Origin of the sequence: uncultured Bacteroides sp. (genome assembly GCF_905207245.1) — a bacterium.
GTDB lineage: Bacteria > Bacteroidota > Bacteroidia > Bacteroidales > Bacteroidaceae > Bacteroides.
In genome coordinates this window covers 22,182-38,210 of record NZ_CAJLKP010000059.1, presented here as the reverse complement: position 1 = coordinate 38,210, position 16,029 = coordinate 22,182, and the positions used below count along the sequence as shown (strand labels likewise).

Here is a 16,029-nt window from a genome sequence, read left to right as displayed (position 1 = left end):
ATGATTTGACAGCAATTGTGGAAGCAAAAGCCACAAAAACTATCGAGGAGGCTGTGCAGGTAAGCACAGTATTGAAAGATACAGCGAAGCCTGTAGAGGTGAAGTATATACCTGCGGAGGTGGGTGACAAACTGCAAGGTTCTCCGGTCTTTGAAATGGTTGAACAGATGCCGGAATTCCCCGGTGGTGGAATGCCTGCTGCTTTGGAATACATTCAGAAGAATATGCAATATCCTGAATCTGCAAAGGAAAACGGTACGCAAGGGCGTGTCACGGTGCAGTTTGTTGTTGATAAAGCAGGAAATGTGACGGAACCTAAAGTTCTCCGTTCGGTAGATAAAGAACTGGATGCTGAGGCTATCCGATTGGTGAAGTCGATGCCGAAGTGGAAGCCGGGAATGCAAAAGGGACAGGCGGTAGCTGTGAAATTTACGATGCCGGTGTTGTTTAGACTGGAAGGGGAGAAGAAAGTGAACTCTCCGATGGTGGCGAACTCACTGTCAACTGATTTCTCTGTTCAGGGTGCAAATGCCCCTCTGTATATTGTAGATGGCAAAGAAGTTACCTCCTCGATAATGTCCGCTCTGGATGTTAATAAAATAGAGAGTATGACTGTTCTAAAAGATAAATCAGCTACTGAATTGTATGGCGATAAAGGAAAGAATGGCGTTATCCTGATTACCTTGAAGGGGAGTGATAAAAAGCCTATTACTTTATCAAACAAGAGTTCAGTAGTCAGTGTACCCGGAGTGAATGCGGTTTATCTGAATAATAGAAGGGCGGATTGGGCAGATGTGGATGTATTTGTTGACGGCGAAAAAATCGAATTGAATGGTAAAGCATTGGATGAAGTTGTATTCCCTAGCGAGATAGAGAGCATCAATGTTGAGAAAAGTGCAGAAGATGCAAATAGGGGGAAGATCTATATCACTACCAAGAAAGGCAAAGGAAAATACACGATGGTTACTAGTGAAGGCAAGGAGAATGTTTATTTTACCGTTAAAGGTGGTGAGAAAGCTTCTGCCAAAGGTGAAATGAAGGTTGAAGGCATTGTTCAGGATAAGGATGGAGAGCCTATTATTGGTGCCATTGTTCTGCTTGAAGGAACAAACATGGGAACGGTTACCGATGTGGATGGGCGTTTTGTCATACCTGCTGCAAAGGGGGACAAGTTAGTAGTTTCTTATGTGAATATGAAGGCCACTAAGGTGAAAGTTGCACCGAAGGTAACGGTTACTTTAAAAGACGAATAATCAGTATATTTTAGTATGAAAATAAATTCTCTCTTTTTGTTTCTCTCTATGATGTTTGTTTGGGCGGGGCTTTGCTCTGCCCAGACTACCAGTGATAAATATTACCTTATCGACGGATATTTCTTTAATGGTATGCCGCCGGGAATCAGGAATGCAGAAGGAGATCGTCTTGCTATGCTGCAAGATGACGAAGGACACTCTGCTTGGGAGATTAGGTTGGGCAAGGGAAAGACTTTACCGGAGTACGCAATGAAATATCGGATTCCGGTGGAAGAGGTGCCCGGAGGGGAAGAACTTTTGAGAATTTCCCGTTTGGGAAAAGCACCCGTGTTGGGGATAACTAGTAATTCAGTTACTCTTGACGAATGGGTGGGAAAGTCATTCCCAGACTTTAAAGTAACGGACACGACAGGCCGCATCTGGAAGAAAGCTGATATACTTGGAAAGCCTTTTGTGCTGAACTATTGGCATACCGGTTGCAGACCATGTATCAAAGAAATGCCAGACCTGAACGAATGGATGAAAATCTGTCCGGATGTAACTTATTTTTCTACCACTTGGAACACGGCTGATCAGATAAAGAAGATTGTGGAAAACCGTCCCTTTCTCTTTACCCATATTGCCGATGAGTTGTTCTTCTTCAATCTGTTTAAGGTGCAAGTCACGCCCACTACGTTGTTGGTAGATAAGAAAGGTGTTATCCGCTATTGGGAAGAAGGTACAAGCGAGAGTAAACGATCCTATTTGCTTGATAGATTAAAGGAATTATCAGCCGAATAAGCAATATTGTTTCTTATTTCTTTGTTTAAGTCATTACTTTTAAGTATTTTTGTTTAAGACGGTTTAGATTCTAATCACTTAAAAGATAATGCTATGAGACAAGGAAAACGAATTCACCGGGGATATAGCTTCTTTTGGGGAGTATTTCTATTATTAGTGATATCTGCCGCTATATCTACCCATGCCGGAACTCCTTTGATGAAGGAGATTGTGCTTTTCAAAGATACTTTGAAAAATGAAACTTTTATGAAGCAGTCTCCGAAGAGAGACAGCACCTTGGTTATCAGAGACCATGCTCCTATCAGAGACAATGAACCCCTGTTTATCGTGAATAAAATGGAAGTTCCTTCCGAAATCTTCGCTGCATTGAATCCTGAATATATTGAGCAGATTGAGATTTTGAAAGATGCTTCAGCCACTGCAATCTATGGAACACGTGGTATAAATGGAGTGATAATCGTTACATTGAAGTCCAGAGAGCAGGTAAAAGAAGAAAAGTCTACGAAAAAAATAGATGACCTCCTGAAGTCGAAAGGCGTAGACAGACGGAATGTACGTTACTATATCGACGGCAAAGAAGTACCTGCAAGAACCGCCTACCAGACAGACATTGAACAAATGGAAGTGAAAACCGGAGCGGATGGGATACTGGAAGTATATATCAAGCCGATAATTTTTATCAGGGGAGAATACGAATAAAAAGTGATTATCTGTTGGTATAATATCTTTTGATTATTACTACTATCTGTCATGCTGAGCTTGTCGAAGCATCTTTTGTCAAGAGCAGATTTACGGAATATTAACGGGACGGGAGAACTTCTGCTTTCCCGTTTTTATTTTTCCGGAACAGATGGTGTGTTTACTCTGTTTACATCGTCTGTTTTGCTCCGGCAGATGGTATGTTTTGAGTGATTACATTGTCTGTTTTGACTGAAAACAAGGTGTGTTTTCCCTGATTTCTTACTATACTATACAAAAAAAGAGGAGTAACTCACGTTGCTCCTCTCATTGTCTTCTTCCCAAATCTAAATCAGGATTACGGTTACAAATATACTACATTCGTAAGCCAAAGTCAAGCATTACTGCATTTTTATTTGCCCATTTCTTTTTCCAGCAAATCTTTGAGCGGTTGATATATGTCGCTATATCCCCGCAAGAGCGTCTTGCCTTCGGGCGAAATCACCATCAGGATAGGAACTCCGTTGAAGTAATAATCGGTTGCTATAAAGCTATTTTCTTTTTGTTCTGTATATACGGTGGGCCAGGGTGGGAAGTAAAGGGCAGTTGCTTCAGCATTTCCGGAAAGATTTTGAGGACATTTATCTCCGGTAAATCCCAAAATTTCGAATCCCTTGTCATGATACTTTGCATAGAGGTCCAAGAGGCGGGGGTGTACCCAGGTAGTGCCCGGGCAACCATATCCCCAATGGTAGATAAGCAGATATTTACCCCGGTAGTCCGATAGGGATATACGACTGCTGTCGGCAGCAATAACGGTAAATTCACTTGGGATGTTTCCCGGTTCGATATTTTTCATAACCTTGAGCAACTGCTCTATTTTCTTTCCGGTAGTGGATGACTGGACTTCGGGTGTGAAGCGGGCAAATCTTTCTTGAGCCTCCTTGTATGGTATGCTATGGAGAGCCCGCATGTATTCCAAGGCAGCGTATTCGCTATCGTCCGCTGTGTTATAGAAGTTGAGCCGAGTTTCGCTCAATTCTTTGGAGTGGCATTGTCTGTAAGCCTGGTTATAGTATATCATCGAATCCGGATTGGCTTGCGGAGTACCTCGTAAATCGGCAAAATAACGTAGTTTACGATAGATTTTGTTCATCTCCACCGTTATGCTGTCTTCCAGAGTAAGGATGCGTTGCAGGCGCGGGTCATCATACATTCCGCCTTCTTTGTGCATGGCAGGGAAGAATTCAATATTGCCTTTTACTTTCAAATGGTCGCCCGGGCGAACGTAAAATGAAAAGCCACGATTGCAATAGGTCAGGGGCTCGGCCTGGGAAGGACGATATACAATATTATAAAGGCTTGTTTTACCAATTATTTTACTAAAAGAAAACTGCCCTTCCTTGGTAGCAATGAGCGTGTCGGAGCCGACTTCCTTCCAGTCGGGCAATGAATGGTGGGTAAAGATAAGCGTGTCTCCTGCCTGTATGCCTTGTGTTGTAGCATCTATCCGAAAGGCGGGAATTGTTGTGCAAGAACTGGTTAATAGCATAGACGTTAGTAACGCCGTTGGGAGGAATTGTTTCATGGTTTCCTTCGTTTTTAGTTGTGTTCAAAAGTAAGTATTATTATAGGGATATCCAATATAAACTAAATAAATCTCATTTATTCAGGTGCTTTTTTATCCGAATTTCTTATTTTTGTATCAACTTCCTAATACCTGATGATTTATGTTGAAACGCACCTCCTTATTAATTCTGTGTGTGGTGGCAACCGCACTCTTGCTTACTGACTCTGTGTTGGCCTGTACTTCTGCTGTAGTATCCGGTAAAGTTACTCCCGACGGTCGCCCTTTGCTTTGGAAGAACCGTGATACGGACTTCATGCGAAATCACATTGACTATGTGAAAGGTGAGAAATATGATTTCATCGCTGTGGTGAATAGTGATAATGCTTATCTGAAAGAAGCATGGATGGGAACCAATTCTGCCGGATTTGCTTTGATGAATACTCAGTCTTATAATCTGGTGGACGTGAAAGATGGTGAGGAGCGGGGAGCTGCCAATGGACGTATTATCTATCGTGCACTCGAAGTTTGTGCCACCGTAGAGGATTTCTGTCATTTTCTGGATACTATTTCCAAGCCCAGCTATATTGAGGCTAATTTAGGTGTGATTGATGCAAAAGGTGGTGCGGTTATGTTCGAGGTGGATTATCAAAAGTACATAATGTATGATGCTAATAATCCTAAGGATGCTCCTTATGGTTATGTTGCCCGCACAAACTTTTCCTTTGCAGGTAAAGTGAACGAAGGTGCCGGGTATGTGAGATATATGGAGGCAGACCAGGTATTGATGAAGGCTTCGGCCACAGGCAGCATCACACCACAGTTTATCTTCAATGACTTGTCGCGCTCGTTCCGTAACCGTATGCTTGATATTGATTTGCGTAGCGGTGCTTATAATCGTCCGCAAGCGTCGGGCTGGTTTGTTGACCAGGATTTCATTCCACGTAGCAGTACATCGTGCTCTGTGGTGGTGCAAGGTGTGAAGCCGGGTGAGAAGGCGGAACTCACAACCATGTGGACGCTACTTGGTTATTCTCCTACCGGGATAGCCATTCCGCTTTGGGTGAAAGGTGCCGATAAACTACTTCCTGAGCTGGTTTGTTTTAATAAAGAATGTAAGGCTGCCCCGCTTAGCGACTGGTCGCTTCGCTTGGCAGACCGGGTTTTCAGTTATAAGCAAGGGATGGGAACCGGGCGTTATCTGAATTGGGAGCGACTGTATAGTCCGGAGAAAGGTGATGGCTATATGACAACGCTTACTTCTGTGGAAGATGAGGTGTTTCGTACTGCAAAACCATTATTGGAAGAATGGCGCAAAAAGGGAAGCCTCGATACCCAAGCAATACCGAAGCTTTATGAGGAGTTGGATGCGTCGATAAGAATGATTTACCAGAGTTTACTTGAAGCAGAATAGATATTACATCACTGAACGAAGGTACGCCAGTATCTCCGTTTCTTGTTCCGGATGGAACCAACGAATCTCTTCATCCCTCTTGAACCATGTCATTTGCTTACGTGAATAGATGCGCGAATTCTGTTTGATTTTCTCTATAGCGAAAGGTAGCGTCCATTCTCCATCAAGATACTTGAACATTTCTTTGTAGCCTACTGTATTCAGGGAATTGAGTGTCCGGTATGGATATACTCGTCTCACTTCTTCTATCAGTCCGTCTTCTATCATAAGCTCCACTCGTTGGTTGATGCGCTCGTAGAGCTCTTCACGGTCACGTGTCAGACCTATCTTCACGATGCGGAAGGGACGTTCTTTCTTTTGTTGGGTACGGAAGGAGGTATAAGTCTTTCCCGTCATATAGCATATCTCCAATGCATGTACCACGCGCTTAGGATTCTTAAGGTCTACTATCTTATAATATTCCGGGTCGAGCAATTTCAGTTCTGCACAGAGTCTTTCCAAACCTTCCGTTTCATACTTGTGCAGCATCAACTGGCGTGTTTCCGCATCTACGGTAGGGATGTCGTCAATGCCTTTGCATACAGCGTCTACGTACATCATGGAGCCACCGGTAAGCAATACGGTGTCCTGTTCGGTAAATAAAGTATCCAGGAGTTTCAGTACTTCCGCCTCGTATTGGGCGGCGCTGTAATAGTCGGTGAGTTGCAATGTGCCGACAAGGTAGTGCTTCACACGTTGCAGTTGTTCAGGGGTAGGGGCTGCCGTACCTATTTTCAGGTCGGCATAAAGTTGACGGGAGTCAGCAGAAACGATGCAAGTGTGGTAATGCTCTGCCAGCCGCAGGCTGAGTTCGGTCTTTCCGACTCCGGTCGGTCCAATAAGCACTATCAGGGTTTTCATACAGATGTTGTGTAAAACGTTTCAAAGAAAAAATAGAGATTATTCTTTAGACGCAGATTACGCGGGTAACACGGATTCTAAACTAAAAAAATCCGCGTTATCCGCGTAATCCGCGTCTAAAAATGCTATAAGGGGTACAGTGGCTCCTTTGGCATACTCAAATTTAGAACTTTTCTTCCTCGAATGAGGCTTCACCGCCCCCCATATCGAATCCTTCCTGGTCGAATTCTTCCAGATCGAAGTCCTGGTCTCCGTAGAAGTTCTCGTCTAAATCGAGTGATCCACTATTAGCTGCCATCTCTTCAAAGTCAACTGTTTGTTTCGGAGCTTCGCCTTCCTTCTTGGTGCATTTGGCACCCTTCATTTCCTTTCCGGTAATGATTTCAGAGAGTTCGATAAAGAAACAACGCTCTGTCATGTAGTCGAATACATAGAGCAATTTCTGTTTCTCATCTTCCACCAGTTCGCTGATAATGGTGTCTTTCATTACCCAACTATCCATTTCCGGATTGTCGTCCATTTCTTCCAGCGTGATTTCTTTTTCTTTTTCCCAATCGTCATCACAGATGAAGAAAGAAGTCATCTGGTCATTGGTGTAGCCCACTGACTTCACGATAGCCTCGTGCAAGTCGTAGAATGTAGCCTCCGGGTCAATTTGTATTTCTCTTACGAAGTCATCCGCTTCGTCGGAGATAAGTGTAAATCTGTAAATCATACTCTAAAGTTATAATGTTGTAATGTGATAGTGTGGTAACACTGTTATCACTTATCACTTTATCGTTTTATTACCTGATGATACCACGTTCGGAGTTCTGAATGAAGCTGACAATATATTCAATCTCCGGACCTGTCGGAATTTCTTCCTCTATTTTCTTCAGTGCGTCCGAAGTGTTCAGTCCGCTCTGATAGATGATGCGGTATGCATTGTGAATATTCTCAATGGTTTCATTGGTGAATCCGCGGCGGCGCAGACCGATGACATTGATACCACTGTAAGCAATAGGCTCCCGACCGGCAATGATGTACGGTGGAATGTCTTTGCTGAAACGGCAACCTCCTTGTATCATACCGAATCCGCCTACGCGACAGAATTGGTGCATCAGTACATTGGCACTGATGATGGAATAATCGTCTATCACGATTTCACCTGCCATCTTGGTTGAGTTTCCGATGATGCAATAGTTACCGACAAGGGCATCGTGTGCCACATGCACTCCTTCCATTAACAGGTTGTTGTTGCCTATGATGGTTCTGCCTTTGGCAGCCGTACCACGGTTGATGGTCACATTCTCACGGATAGTGTTGTTATCACCAATCTCAGCGGTACTCTCTTCCCCTTGGAACTTCAAGTCCTGAGGAATGGCACCGATGACAGCTCCCGGAAAGATAGTGTTTCCATTACCGATACGCGAACCGTACAGAATGTTGGCATTTGCCATAATTTTATTATTATCGCCGATTACCACATTCTTGTCAATGAATACAAAAGGAGCAATCTCTACGTTTTCCCCGATTTTTGCCTCGGGATGAATATACGCTAAGGGACTTATCATGTTATTTAATTATTAATTATCAAATATTAATTATTAATTATCAGGATGAAAGCGCTTAAGAATAAGTGCGCAGCCAATTAATAATTAATACTTAATACCTAATATTTATATTCACTTGTTCTTAACTATTTGTGCCATAAATTCTGCCTCGCAAACCACTTTTTCACCTACAAATGCATAGCCTTTCATGGTGGAAATACCACGGCGGATAGGTGAAATCAGTTCTACGCGGAAAATTAAGGTATCGCCCGGCACCACTTTCTGGCGGAACTTCACACCATCTATTTTCATGAAGTAGGTGGAGTAACGTTCGGGCTCGTCTACAGAGTTCAATACAAGCAAGCCGCCCACTTGTGCCATGGCCTCAATCTGCAGTACGCCCGGCATTACCGGTTCCTGCGGGAAGTGGCCCTGGAAGAAAGGCTCATTGGCAGTTATATTCTTCGCTCCTACAATGTAGTTGGCACCGATTTCAATTACTTTATCTACCAATTGGAACGGATAACGGTGCGGCAACAGTTCGCGGATGCGGTTTACGTCCATCACGGGTTCGCGATTACAATCGTAAGTCGGTGCCTGAATGTCGTGCAGACGGATTTCCTTACGCATCTGACGGGCAAACTTATTATTAATGGTGTGCCCCGGACGGGTAGCAATGATGCGTCCCTTGATGGGTTTACCTATCAAAGCCAAGTCACCGATAACGTCGAGCAATTTGTGGCGTGCACATTCATTGGCCCATACCAGCGGCTTGTGGTTGATATAGCCCAATTGCTCGGCGTCCATGTGGGGAACACCCATCACGTCAGCCAGTTTGTCGAAATCTTCCTGAGACATCTTGCGTTCGTAAATCACGATGGCATTGTCCAGATCACCGCCTTTGATGAGGCCGGCTTGCAGCAACGGCTCTATTTCGCGCACAAATACGAAGGTACGGCTTCCGGCCACTTCTTCTTTGAATTTCGACATATCTTCCAACGTTGCAAACTGGTTGGGGATGATATTCGAGTCGTAAGATACCAGCACGTTCAAGCTGAAGTTCTCATCAGGTAGCACGATGATGGAAGAACCTGTCTTCTCATCGCGGAACTCGATTTTTGACTTGATGATATAGAAATCTTTAACGGCATTTTGTTCTTCTGTACCTACGCGCTCTATTTCTTGTGCATAATATTGGGCGCTTCCGTCCAGAATAGGAAACTCAGGACCGTTGACTTGTATCAGGCAGTTGTCGATGCCTAATGCATAAAGGGCTGCCATGCCGTGCTCCACAGTGCTGACTTTCACATTGTTCTTGGAAAGAACAGTGCCACGGGTCGTTTCGACCACATTGTCTGCTACCGCTTCAATAGTAGGTTGTCCTTCCAAATCGATACGCTGAATTTTGTATCCGTGATTGTCCGGAGCCGGATTGAAAGTAACAGTTAGGTCGAGTCCCGTATGAAGGCCTTTACCACTGAGGGAAAAACTGTCTTTCAGAGTCTTTTGTTTCAACATTTGTTACTTATTTATTTGTTGTTTCAATTCATTCAGTTCTTTACGGAGCTGACGGATTTCTTTCTGCATCTCGGGTAAGCTCCGTTGTGCGATGGAAGCTTTGAAGTATTGCTTCAACTCCATAGGGGGGGTACCTATTAACTGGCTGCCATCTTTCAAATCGCCCGGTACGCCCGATTGGGCTCCGAGGCTCACTTTATTGCCTATATGACTGTGTCCTGCAATGCCTACCTGGCCGCCGAACATACACCATTCGCCCACTTTTGTGGAACCTGCAACACCCACTTGCGCTGCCATAACGGTATGCGAACCGATTTCGTCATTGTGGGCTATCTGTATCAGATTGTCCAGCTTTACACCTTTATGTACGATAGTTGCTCCCATTGTGGCACGGTCCACACAGGTGTTGGCACCAATTTCCACATTGTCTTCCAGTATCACGATACCGATTTGAGGAATCTTCTCGTAACCTTCGATAGTAGGGGCAAAGCCAAAACCGTCCGCGCCAATCACGCTGCCGGAATGCAGAATGCAATGATTGCCTACCCGGCAGTCATGGTAAATGGTGGCACTGGCATATATGATGCAATCGTTGCCCACTTTGGCGCCGCTACCGATGGTAGCATGCGGATGAATCATTGTATTGTCGCCCACCTCAGCATATTCACCGATGCAAGCGAATGGTGCAATGTAAACATCCTTGCCTATTTTTGCAGTCTCGGCAACGAAAGCCAGCGGATGAATTCCAACACGCTTAGGCTTACTTTGTTCATAAAGGTTGAGTAGTTTAGCAAGACTTTCATAAGCGTTGTCCACCTTGATTAAAGTGGCTTTAACTTCCTGCTCGGGAACGAAGTCTTTGTTTACCAGTACTATGCTGGCTTGGGTGTCGTATATATAAGATATATATTTGGGGTTGGACAGAAACGAGATAGCACCGGGGATGCCTTCTTCTATTTTGGCAAAAGTATGTACGGTTGCATTCTCGTCTCCAACGATTTCTCCTTGGATAAATGTTGCAATTTGTTTAGCAGAGAACTCCATTGTCTTATTCTTGTTAGATGGTTTCAAATCACAAATAACGGACTTTTTTTTTATATTTCCTTGTCCTTGGGTGAATATTTTATACTTACCTATGCAAACGTTGGTAGCAAAGATAGTATTTTTTTACTTTCTTAGACAGAAGGGAAATGTTGAGCATGTCCGATGCTTCAGCAATATTCTTGATGCTTCCGTCTTTATAGAGGATATCAATACTATCGTCTGCCGGGTCGTACATATTCTTCTCGATGCTGGGGGTAGAGACGAAATAGCTCGCTTCAGAGAGGGGTATGTCCAGTTGCTGACTGATTTGCAAAGTTAACTCTTTTTTTCTTTTTTCACATATCGGCTCGGTAGAAATTTCTACTTTGAAGATATTACGGTTAATCATTCCGAGACTCAACGTGGACAGAACCTTGTCGCTGTGGGTGCTCCACACTTTCAGAGCAGTCCATATGTCATTATCATCCAGTTGGATGAAGTTCTCCAGGCATTCGGGGTTGGCATAGAAAGTTTCCTTGTTAATGTCATTGTAAAGGAAAAAACGCAGTGCCGGTGAAGCAAATAATTCCACACCCTGGTTTGCCAGTTCTTTGGCTCGGAGCAAGGCGCTGATAAGCATCTTCTCATAAGCTACTGACGTTTTGTGCAGATATACCTGCCAGTACATCAGGCGGCGGGCGGTGAGGAAATTCTCAATGGAATAGATGCCTTTGGACTCTACTACAAGGTGGTCTTCTTTCACGTCGAGCATTTTGATGATACGTGCCGAGCCGATGTTGCCTTCCGTCACGCCGGTATAGAAACTGTCGCGCCGCAGGTAATCCATGCGGTCCATATCGAGTTGGCCGCTGACGAGTTGGTGCAGGAACTTCTTGGGATATTCGTCCTTGAAGATTTGGATGGCAAGGGTGAGTTGCCCGTTCATTTCTTTGTTGATGCGTTCCATTAGCAGGAGCGAGATGTCTTCGTGGGATACCCCCTGTACGATGGTATCTTCCAGTACGTGGGAGAATGGTCCGTGTCCGATGTCGTGCATCAAGATAGCCGCTTGCACCGCTTCGGCTTCGCTGTCGAAGATGAAGTTGCCCTTGCTGGTGAGGTGCTGGATGGCTTCGCTCATCAGGTGGAAAGCGCCCAGCGAATGCTGAAAGCGGGTGTGCTGTGCGCCGGGATAAACCACGGACGACAAGCCCAGTTGCTTGATGCGGTTTAAACGCTGCAAGAGGGGATGCCGCACGACGTCGTACAGCAACCCCTTCGGGATATTGATGAACCCGAACACCGGGTCGTTAATGATTTTCCTTTCGAACATTCTTAGAGGATAGCTTTCAACTGTTCCGCCATCTGCTGTTGTACTTCCTTAGCGGCATTGCGTGCAGCTTCTGCAAATTTTTCAGTCTTATCTACATAGATGATGCCACGGCTGGAATTCACAATCAGTCCACAAGTGGAGTTCATGCCATACTTACAAACTTCTTCCAGTGAACCGCCTTGTGCACCTACGCCCGGCACAAGCAGGAAGTGGTTGGGAACAATCTTGCGGATATCTTCGAAGGCACGTCCCTGAGTAGCACCTACCACGTACATCATTTGTTCGTCTCCGCCCCATTCTTGCGATTTACGCAACACTTTCTCAAAGAGGCGTTCGCCGTTAGTGTCTTCCGTCAACTGGAAGTCGTGCGAACCTTTGTTGCTGGTCAGTGCCAGAAGGATGACCCATTTCCCTTCGTAAGTGAGGAACGGTGTAACGCTATCCTCACCCATGTAGGGAGCCACGGTTACAGAGTCGATGTCCAGTTCTTCGAAGAAGGTGCGGGCATACATGGCAGATGTGTTTCCAATGTCGCCACGTTTGGCGTCGGCGATGATGAATTGATCGGGATAGTTTTCTTTGATATACTTTACGGTTTTCTCGAAGGAGATCCAGCCTTTCACACCCATGCTTTCGTAGAAAGCGAGATTGGGCTTGTAGGCGATGCAAAGGTCGGCCGTTGCGTCGATGATAGCTTTGTTAAAAGCGAAAATCGGGTCTTCTTCTTTCAACAAGTGTTCGGGAATTTTCTTGATGTCTGTATCCAGACCTACGCAGAGAAATGATTTCTTGCACTTGATATTTTCAAAAAGCTGTTGTTTATTCATATCGGATATATTTAGTCTGTTTATGATTCATTTTTTATTATTTCTTGAATAAGTAGCCGTTTATGTTTAGCCGGAGAGTTTCGTTCCCTTCTTTCTGATAATCTAAGGAGAACTCTGTCAGCATGAAGAGGCATTTATCGGAATTGCACTTGAATTGTGTAGGAGGCATTTCACCGTATTTGTAGCGTTGAAGTGTCTCAATGGTTTTGAGGTCGATATAGACCGTATCGTTCATTTGGTCTGTTTGGGTACCAAGAGAAGCGGGCAGTATTCCTGTTTCTAAATACTTTCGTGGAATGTTGAGTTGCCTGCTCGATCTGGTTGATTCCGGTATGATGACGAAATGATTGTATCCCTTAGGTATCTCGATGCTTGTCCGGGGGGATGACTGACCACTATATGATATAGGAGGATTGTTATCGGCTGCGGCTTTATCATCGTCGGTTGCTTCATCACTTTCTGTATCGAAACGGTTTTTACCATAGTAGAATGATGCATCTTTGTCCACAAGGTCAGATATGCTTTTTCGCCCGAACCAGTAGTGCAGATAACGGAGTCGGTCGTTCATTTGTAATGCGGTCTTTGCCGGAAGCGAATCCAGCCAGTTGTCGTATTGGTTGCGTGAGAGGGGTAAATCTGTTTCGCCACTACGTGCCAGTTCTTTCTCTATGCTGCTGCGCATGATGTTCCGGGTGATACTTGCATAGTTCACCGGTAGCACGGAAGTCAGCAGGAAGATGATGGAGAATGAAATGGGAATCCAACTGATGCGGCGTGCCCGCGTAAGGACAAGTCCGAAGCAAACAATATAACACCAGATGTTGAGGGTAATCAGGTAAAGGCGGTTTATGGTGACACCATAGTCATTGAAACGGCGGATGATACCGACCGTCATCAATATCAGCAACGGCAGCACCAGGGCAGGCAGCCAGCGTGCAATCCATTCGTTGGCACGCTTCGATTCACTGACTCGTGCCGGATACAATCCGAATTCGATGGCGATGCATCCCCCCATGAGTGCTACTACGAGCCAGGATACCCAACCTGTAGGTAGTTCCCAACTGATAAGGATGCGGGAGGCATAGATATAAAGCACAAGTAGGTAGCCTGCCATGAGCGGGAGGAAAAGGAAATGTATGGTTCCGTTCAGGAATTCCGAAGGTTGCGGTTCTTGGTTGTGCTTTTGTTCATCTTTGGGCAACATGCCAAGGAAGAGTAGCATCGGGAGCAACACACTGCATACGGTAAGGATATACAGATAGCATTTCCAGCTCACATCCACGTCGAAGAGCTGGTGAAGTGAAAAGACGAGCAGGCTTATTCCGCCACTCATAATGAGTCCCACCACGTTTGCCGTGACAAAGGCCCCTACGGTATATGAAGCGAAGTTCCAACTCGGAATGTCATTCTTTTCTTTGGTGAACGAGAGGAAAAAGACTGAAAGCCACAATGCCAGGATGGCTGCTCCGTGGGCTATGCTTATCTCGGTGAGCGACCGTTCGGGAGAGAGGCTGTAGAGGTACACTGCGTCGGCAATGAGCAATATATGCATCACGATGTGTGCACTTATTCCTTTTGTTCGATTCTTTATCTCTTCGCTCCACAGGTGGAGAGTGAGCGAGAGCAGGGTACCGACGGAAAAGTAATAACCCAGCACCAGCGTCAGTTTTCTTTCATCCTCCATTTCGGTAGATACCAGATAAGCCAGATAGGCGGTAAGTGCAAGGACAAAACATACTGTGGTTGGAAAACGTTTCAGGCAATTCTGAAATGCTTCCGCCAGAGTATGAAATGCTTTATTTAAAAACTGTCCTTTCATCTGTTCTGCCGTTGAAGTTTCCGGGGCTATGTCTTTCCCTTGGAATTAAAGTTCACTTTCTTTCAGCCGTTCTGCATTCTCTGCAACAATCAGGTGATCTATGCAGTCCTGGATGCCACCATCCATAAAAGCGGCAAGGTTATAGATGGTATAGTTGATGCGATGGTCGGTGATGCGTCCCTGCGGATAATTATAGGTACGGATTTTAGCGGAGCGGTCTCCGGTAGATACCATCGTTTTCCGTTTGGAGGCAATGTCGTCCAAGTATTTCTGGTGTTCCTTGTCGTAGATGAAAGTACGCAGACGCGAGAGGGCGCGCTCTTTGTTTTTAGGTTGGTCGCGCGTTTCGGTACATTCTATCAGTATTTCTTCGGAAGTGCCTGTGTTGGGGTTTCTCCAGATGTAGCGCAAGCGCACACCGGACTCCACCTTATTTACGTTCTGTCCGCCGGCACCGCCGCTTCGGAAGGTATCCCATTTGATTTCGCCTTCGTTGATGACTACATCAAACTCTTCGGCTTCGGGAAGCACAGCCACACTGGCGGCGGAAGTATGTACACGACCCTGGGTTTCGGTGGCCGGAACACGCTGCACGCGATGTACGCCTGATTCGTACTTCATGGTTCCGTACACATTATCTCCTGTAATGCTGCAAATGATTTCCTTGAATCCGCCTGCGGCGCCTTCGTTTACGCTGGATATTTCCATCTTCCAGCCTTTTGTTTCGCAGAACTTGGTGTACATGCGGAAGAGGTCGCCGGCAAAGATGGCGGCTTCGTCGCCACCCGTGCCACCACGGATTTCGAGGATGGCATTTTTGCCGTCCTGTGGGTCGGCGGGCACGAGGAGGAGTTTGATGTGTTCTTCCAGTTCCGGCTGGCGGGTCTGGCAGGCATCCAACTCTTCACGGGCCATTTCCCGCATTTCCGGGTCTGTTTCGTTGGTGATGATTTCTTTGGCTTCCTCAATGCCGTTTAGCACCTGGATATATTCTTTGCGGGCATTCATCAGGTCGCCCAGTTCTTTATACTCTTTGGTGAGCTTCACATAACGCTTCTGGTCGGCAATCACTGCCGGGTCTGTAATCAGCGTCGATACTTCTTCGAAGCGGGCCACGAGCCCTTCCAATTTTTCTAATATGGTGTTGTTGTCTGCCATTTATTTTATTTACAAAGTTTTTGTACCCATTTATATCTCCGGGTGATAACACCATAAGTGATGAAACACCAGCCCAAAAGTGCAAGTATACGCATGAATATCCGGAAAGTGAACGGTTGTGTAGATACTTGTTCCCATATATCGCATCCCATATCTATGGTGATAAAGAGGCAAAAAAGGCAGCAGAGTATATAAATGAGTTTCTTCATTTTATTAGTCAGATATTT

Annotated in this window: 15 protein-coding genes; 4 read left to right on the top strand and 11 right to left on the bottom strand. The window is 45.3% G+C overall.

Annotated features, from left to right (window positions below; all coding sequences use genetic code 11):
• From QZ135_RS16960 to QZ135_RS16950, 3 genes are all read left to right on the top strand, one after another.
• Positions 1–1,253, top strand: a 1,253-nt coding sequence (locus QZ135_RS16960) for a TonB family protein (RefSeq protein WP_294611885.1), incomplete at its 5' end; no start/stop codon positions are given.
• A 15-nt stretch (positions 1,254–1,268) separates the two neighbouring features.
• Positions 1,269–2,033, top strand: coding sequence for a TlpA disulfide reductase family protein (locus QZ135_RS16955; protein ID WP_294611884.1), 765 nt, complete (start codon positions 1,269–1,271; stop codon positions 2,031–2,033).
• Between the two features lie 93 nt (positions 2,034–2,126).
• Positions 2,127–2,732: a TonB-dependent receptor plug domain-containing protein gene (locus QZ135_RS16950; protein WP_294611883.1), complete on the top strand. Its 606-nt coding sequence runs from the start codon at positions 2,127–2,129 to the stop codon at positions 2,730–2,732.
• Positions 2,733–3,123: 391 nt separating this feature from the next.
• Here QZ135_RS16950 and QZ135_RS16945 read toward each other — a convergent pair whose 3' ends face one another.
• The gene (locus QZ135_RS16945; protein WP_294611882.1) at positions 3,124–4,299 is read right to left on the bottom strand and encodes a TlpA disulfide reductase family protein; all 1,176 of its coding nucleotides are present in this window, start codon (positions 4,297–4,299) and stop codon (positions 3,124–3,126) included.
• Positions 4,300–4,441: 142 nt separating this feature from the next.
• Between QZ135_RS16945 and QZ135_RS16940 the strand changes: the two genes are divergently transcribed.
• A complete protein-coding gene (locus tag QZ135_RS16940; protein ID WP_294611881.1) occupies positions 4,442–5,692 on the top strand; it encodes a hypothetical protein in 1,251 nt (416 codons plus the stop codon).
• Positions 5,693–5,695: 3 nt separating this feature from the next.
• Here the strand turns inward: QZ135_RS16940 and miaA are convergent, their stop codons facing one another.
• The 10 genes from miaA to QZ135_RS16890 form a co-directional block, all read right to left on the bottom strand.
• Positions 5,696–6,592: a tRNA (adenosine(37)-N6)-dimethylallyltransferase MiaA gene (gene miaA, locus QZ135_RS16935; protein WP_294611879.1), complete on the bottom strand. Its 897-nt coding sequence runs from the start codon at positions 6,590–6,592 to the stop codon at positions 5,696–5,698.
• 163 nt (positions 6,593–6,755) lie between these two features.
• Entirely contained in the window at positions 6,756–7,307 is a 552-nt protein-coding gene (locus tag QZ135_RS16930; protein WP_294611877.1) for a hypothetical protein, read from the bottom strand.
• Between the two features lie 70 nt (positions 7,308–7,377).
• A complete protein-coding gene (gene lpxA, locus QZ135_RS16925; protein WP_294611875.1) occupies positions 7,378–8,145 on the bottom strand; it encodes an acyl-ACP--UDP-N-acetylglucosamine O-acyltransferase in 768 nt (255 codons plus the stop codon).
• 111 nt (positions 8,146–8,256) lie between these two features.
• On the bottom strand, positions 8,257–9,642 hold the full coding sequence (locus QZ135_RS16920; protein ID WP_294611873.1) for a bifunctional UDP-3-O-[3-hydroxymyristoyl] N-acetylglucosamine deacetylase/3-hydroxyacyl-ACP dehydratase: 1,386 nt from the start codon (positions 9,640–9,642) through the stop codon (positions 8,257–8,259).
• Between the two features lie 3 nt (positions 9,643–9,645).
• Entirely contained in the window at positions 9,646–10,686 is a 1,041-nt protein-coding gene (gene lpxD / locus QZ135_RS16915) for a UDP-3-O-(3-hydroxymyristoyl)glucosamine N-acyltransferase (RefSeq protein WP_294611871.1), read from the bottom strand.
• Between the two features lie 85 nt (positions 10,687–10,771).
• On the bottom strand, positions 10,772–11,998 hold the full coding sequence (locus QZ135_RS16910) for an HD domain-containing protein (RefSeq protein WP_294611869.1): 1,227 nt from the start codon (positions 11,996–11,998) through the stop codon (positions 10,772–10,774).
• A 2-nt stretch (positions 11,999–12,000) separates the two neighbouring features.
• Positions 12,001–12,825, bottom strand: coding sequence for an orotidine-5'-phosphate decarboxylase (gene pyrF, locus QZ135_RS16905; RefSeq protein WP_294611867.1), 825 nt, complete (start codon positions 12,823–12,825; stop codon positions 12,001–12,003).
• A gap of 37 nt (positions 12,826–12,862) precedes the next feature.
• Positions 12,863–14,644: a DUF4153 domain-containing protein gene (locus tag QZ135_RS16900; protein ID WP_294611865.1), complete on the bottom strand. Its 1,782-nt coding sequence runs from the start codon at positions 14,642–14,644 to the stop codon at positions 12,863–12,865.
• A gap of 45 nt (positions 14,645–14,689) precedes the next feature.
• Positions 14,690–15,802, bottom strand: a complete 1,113-nt coding sequence (gene prfA, locus QZ135_RS16895) for a peptide chain release factor 1 (protein ID WP_294611863.1) — start codon at positions 15,800–15,802, stop codon at positions 14,690–14,692.
• 5 nt (positions 15,803–15,807) lie between these two features.
• Entirely contained in the window at positions 15,808–16,011 is a 204-nt protein-coding gene (locus QZ135_RS16890; RefSeq protein ID WP_294611861.1) for a hypothetical protein, read from the bottom strand.
• Positions 16,012–16,029 lie beyond the last annotated feature (18 nt).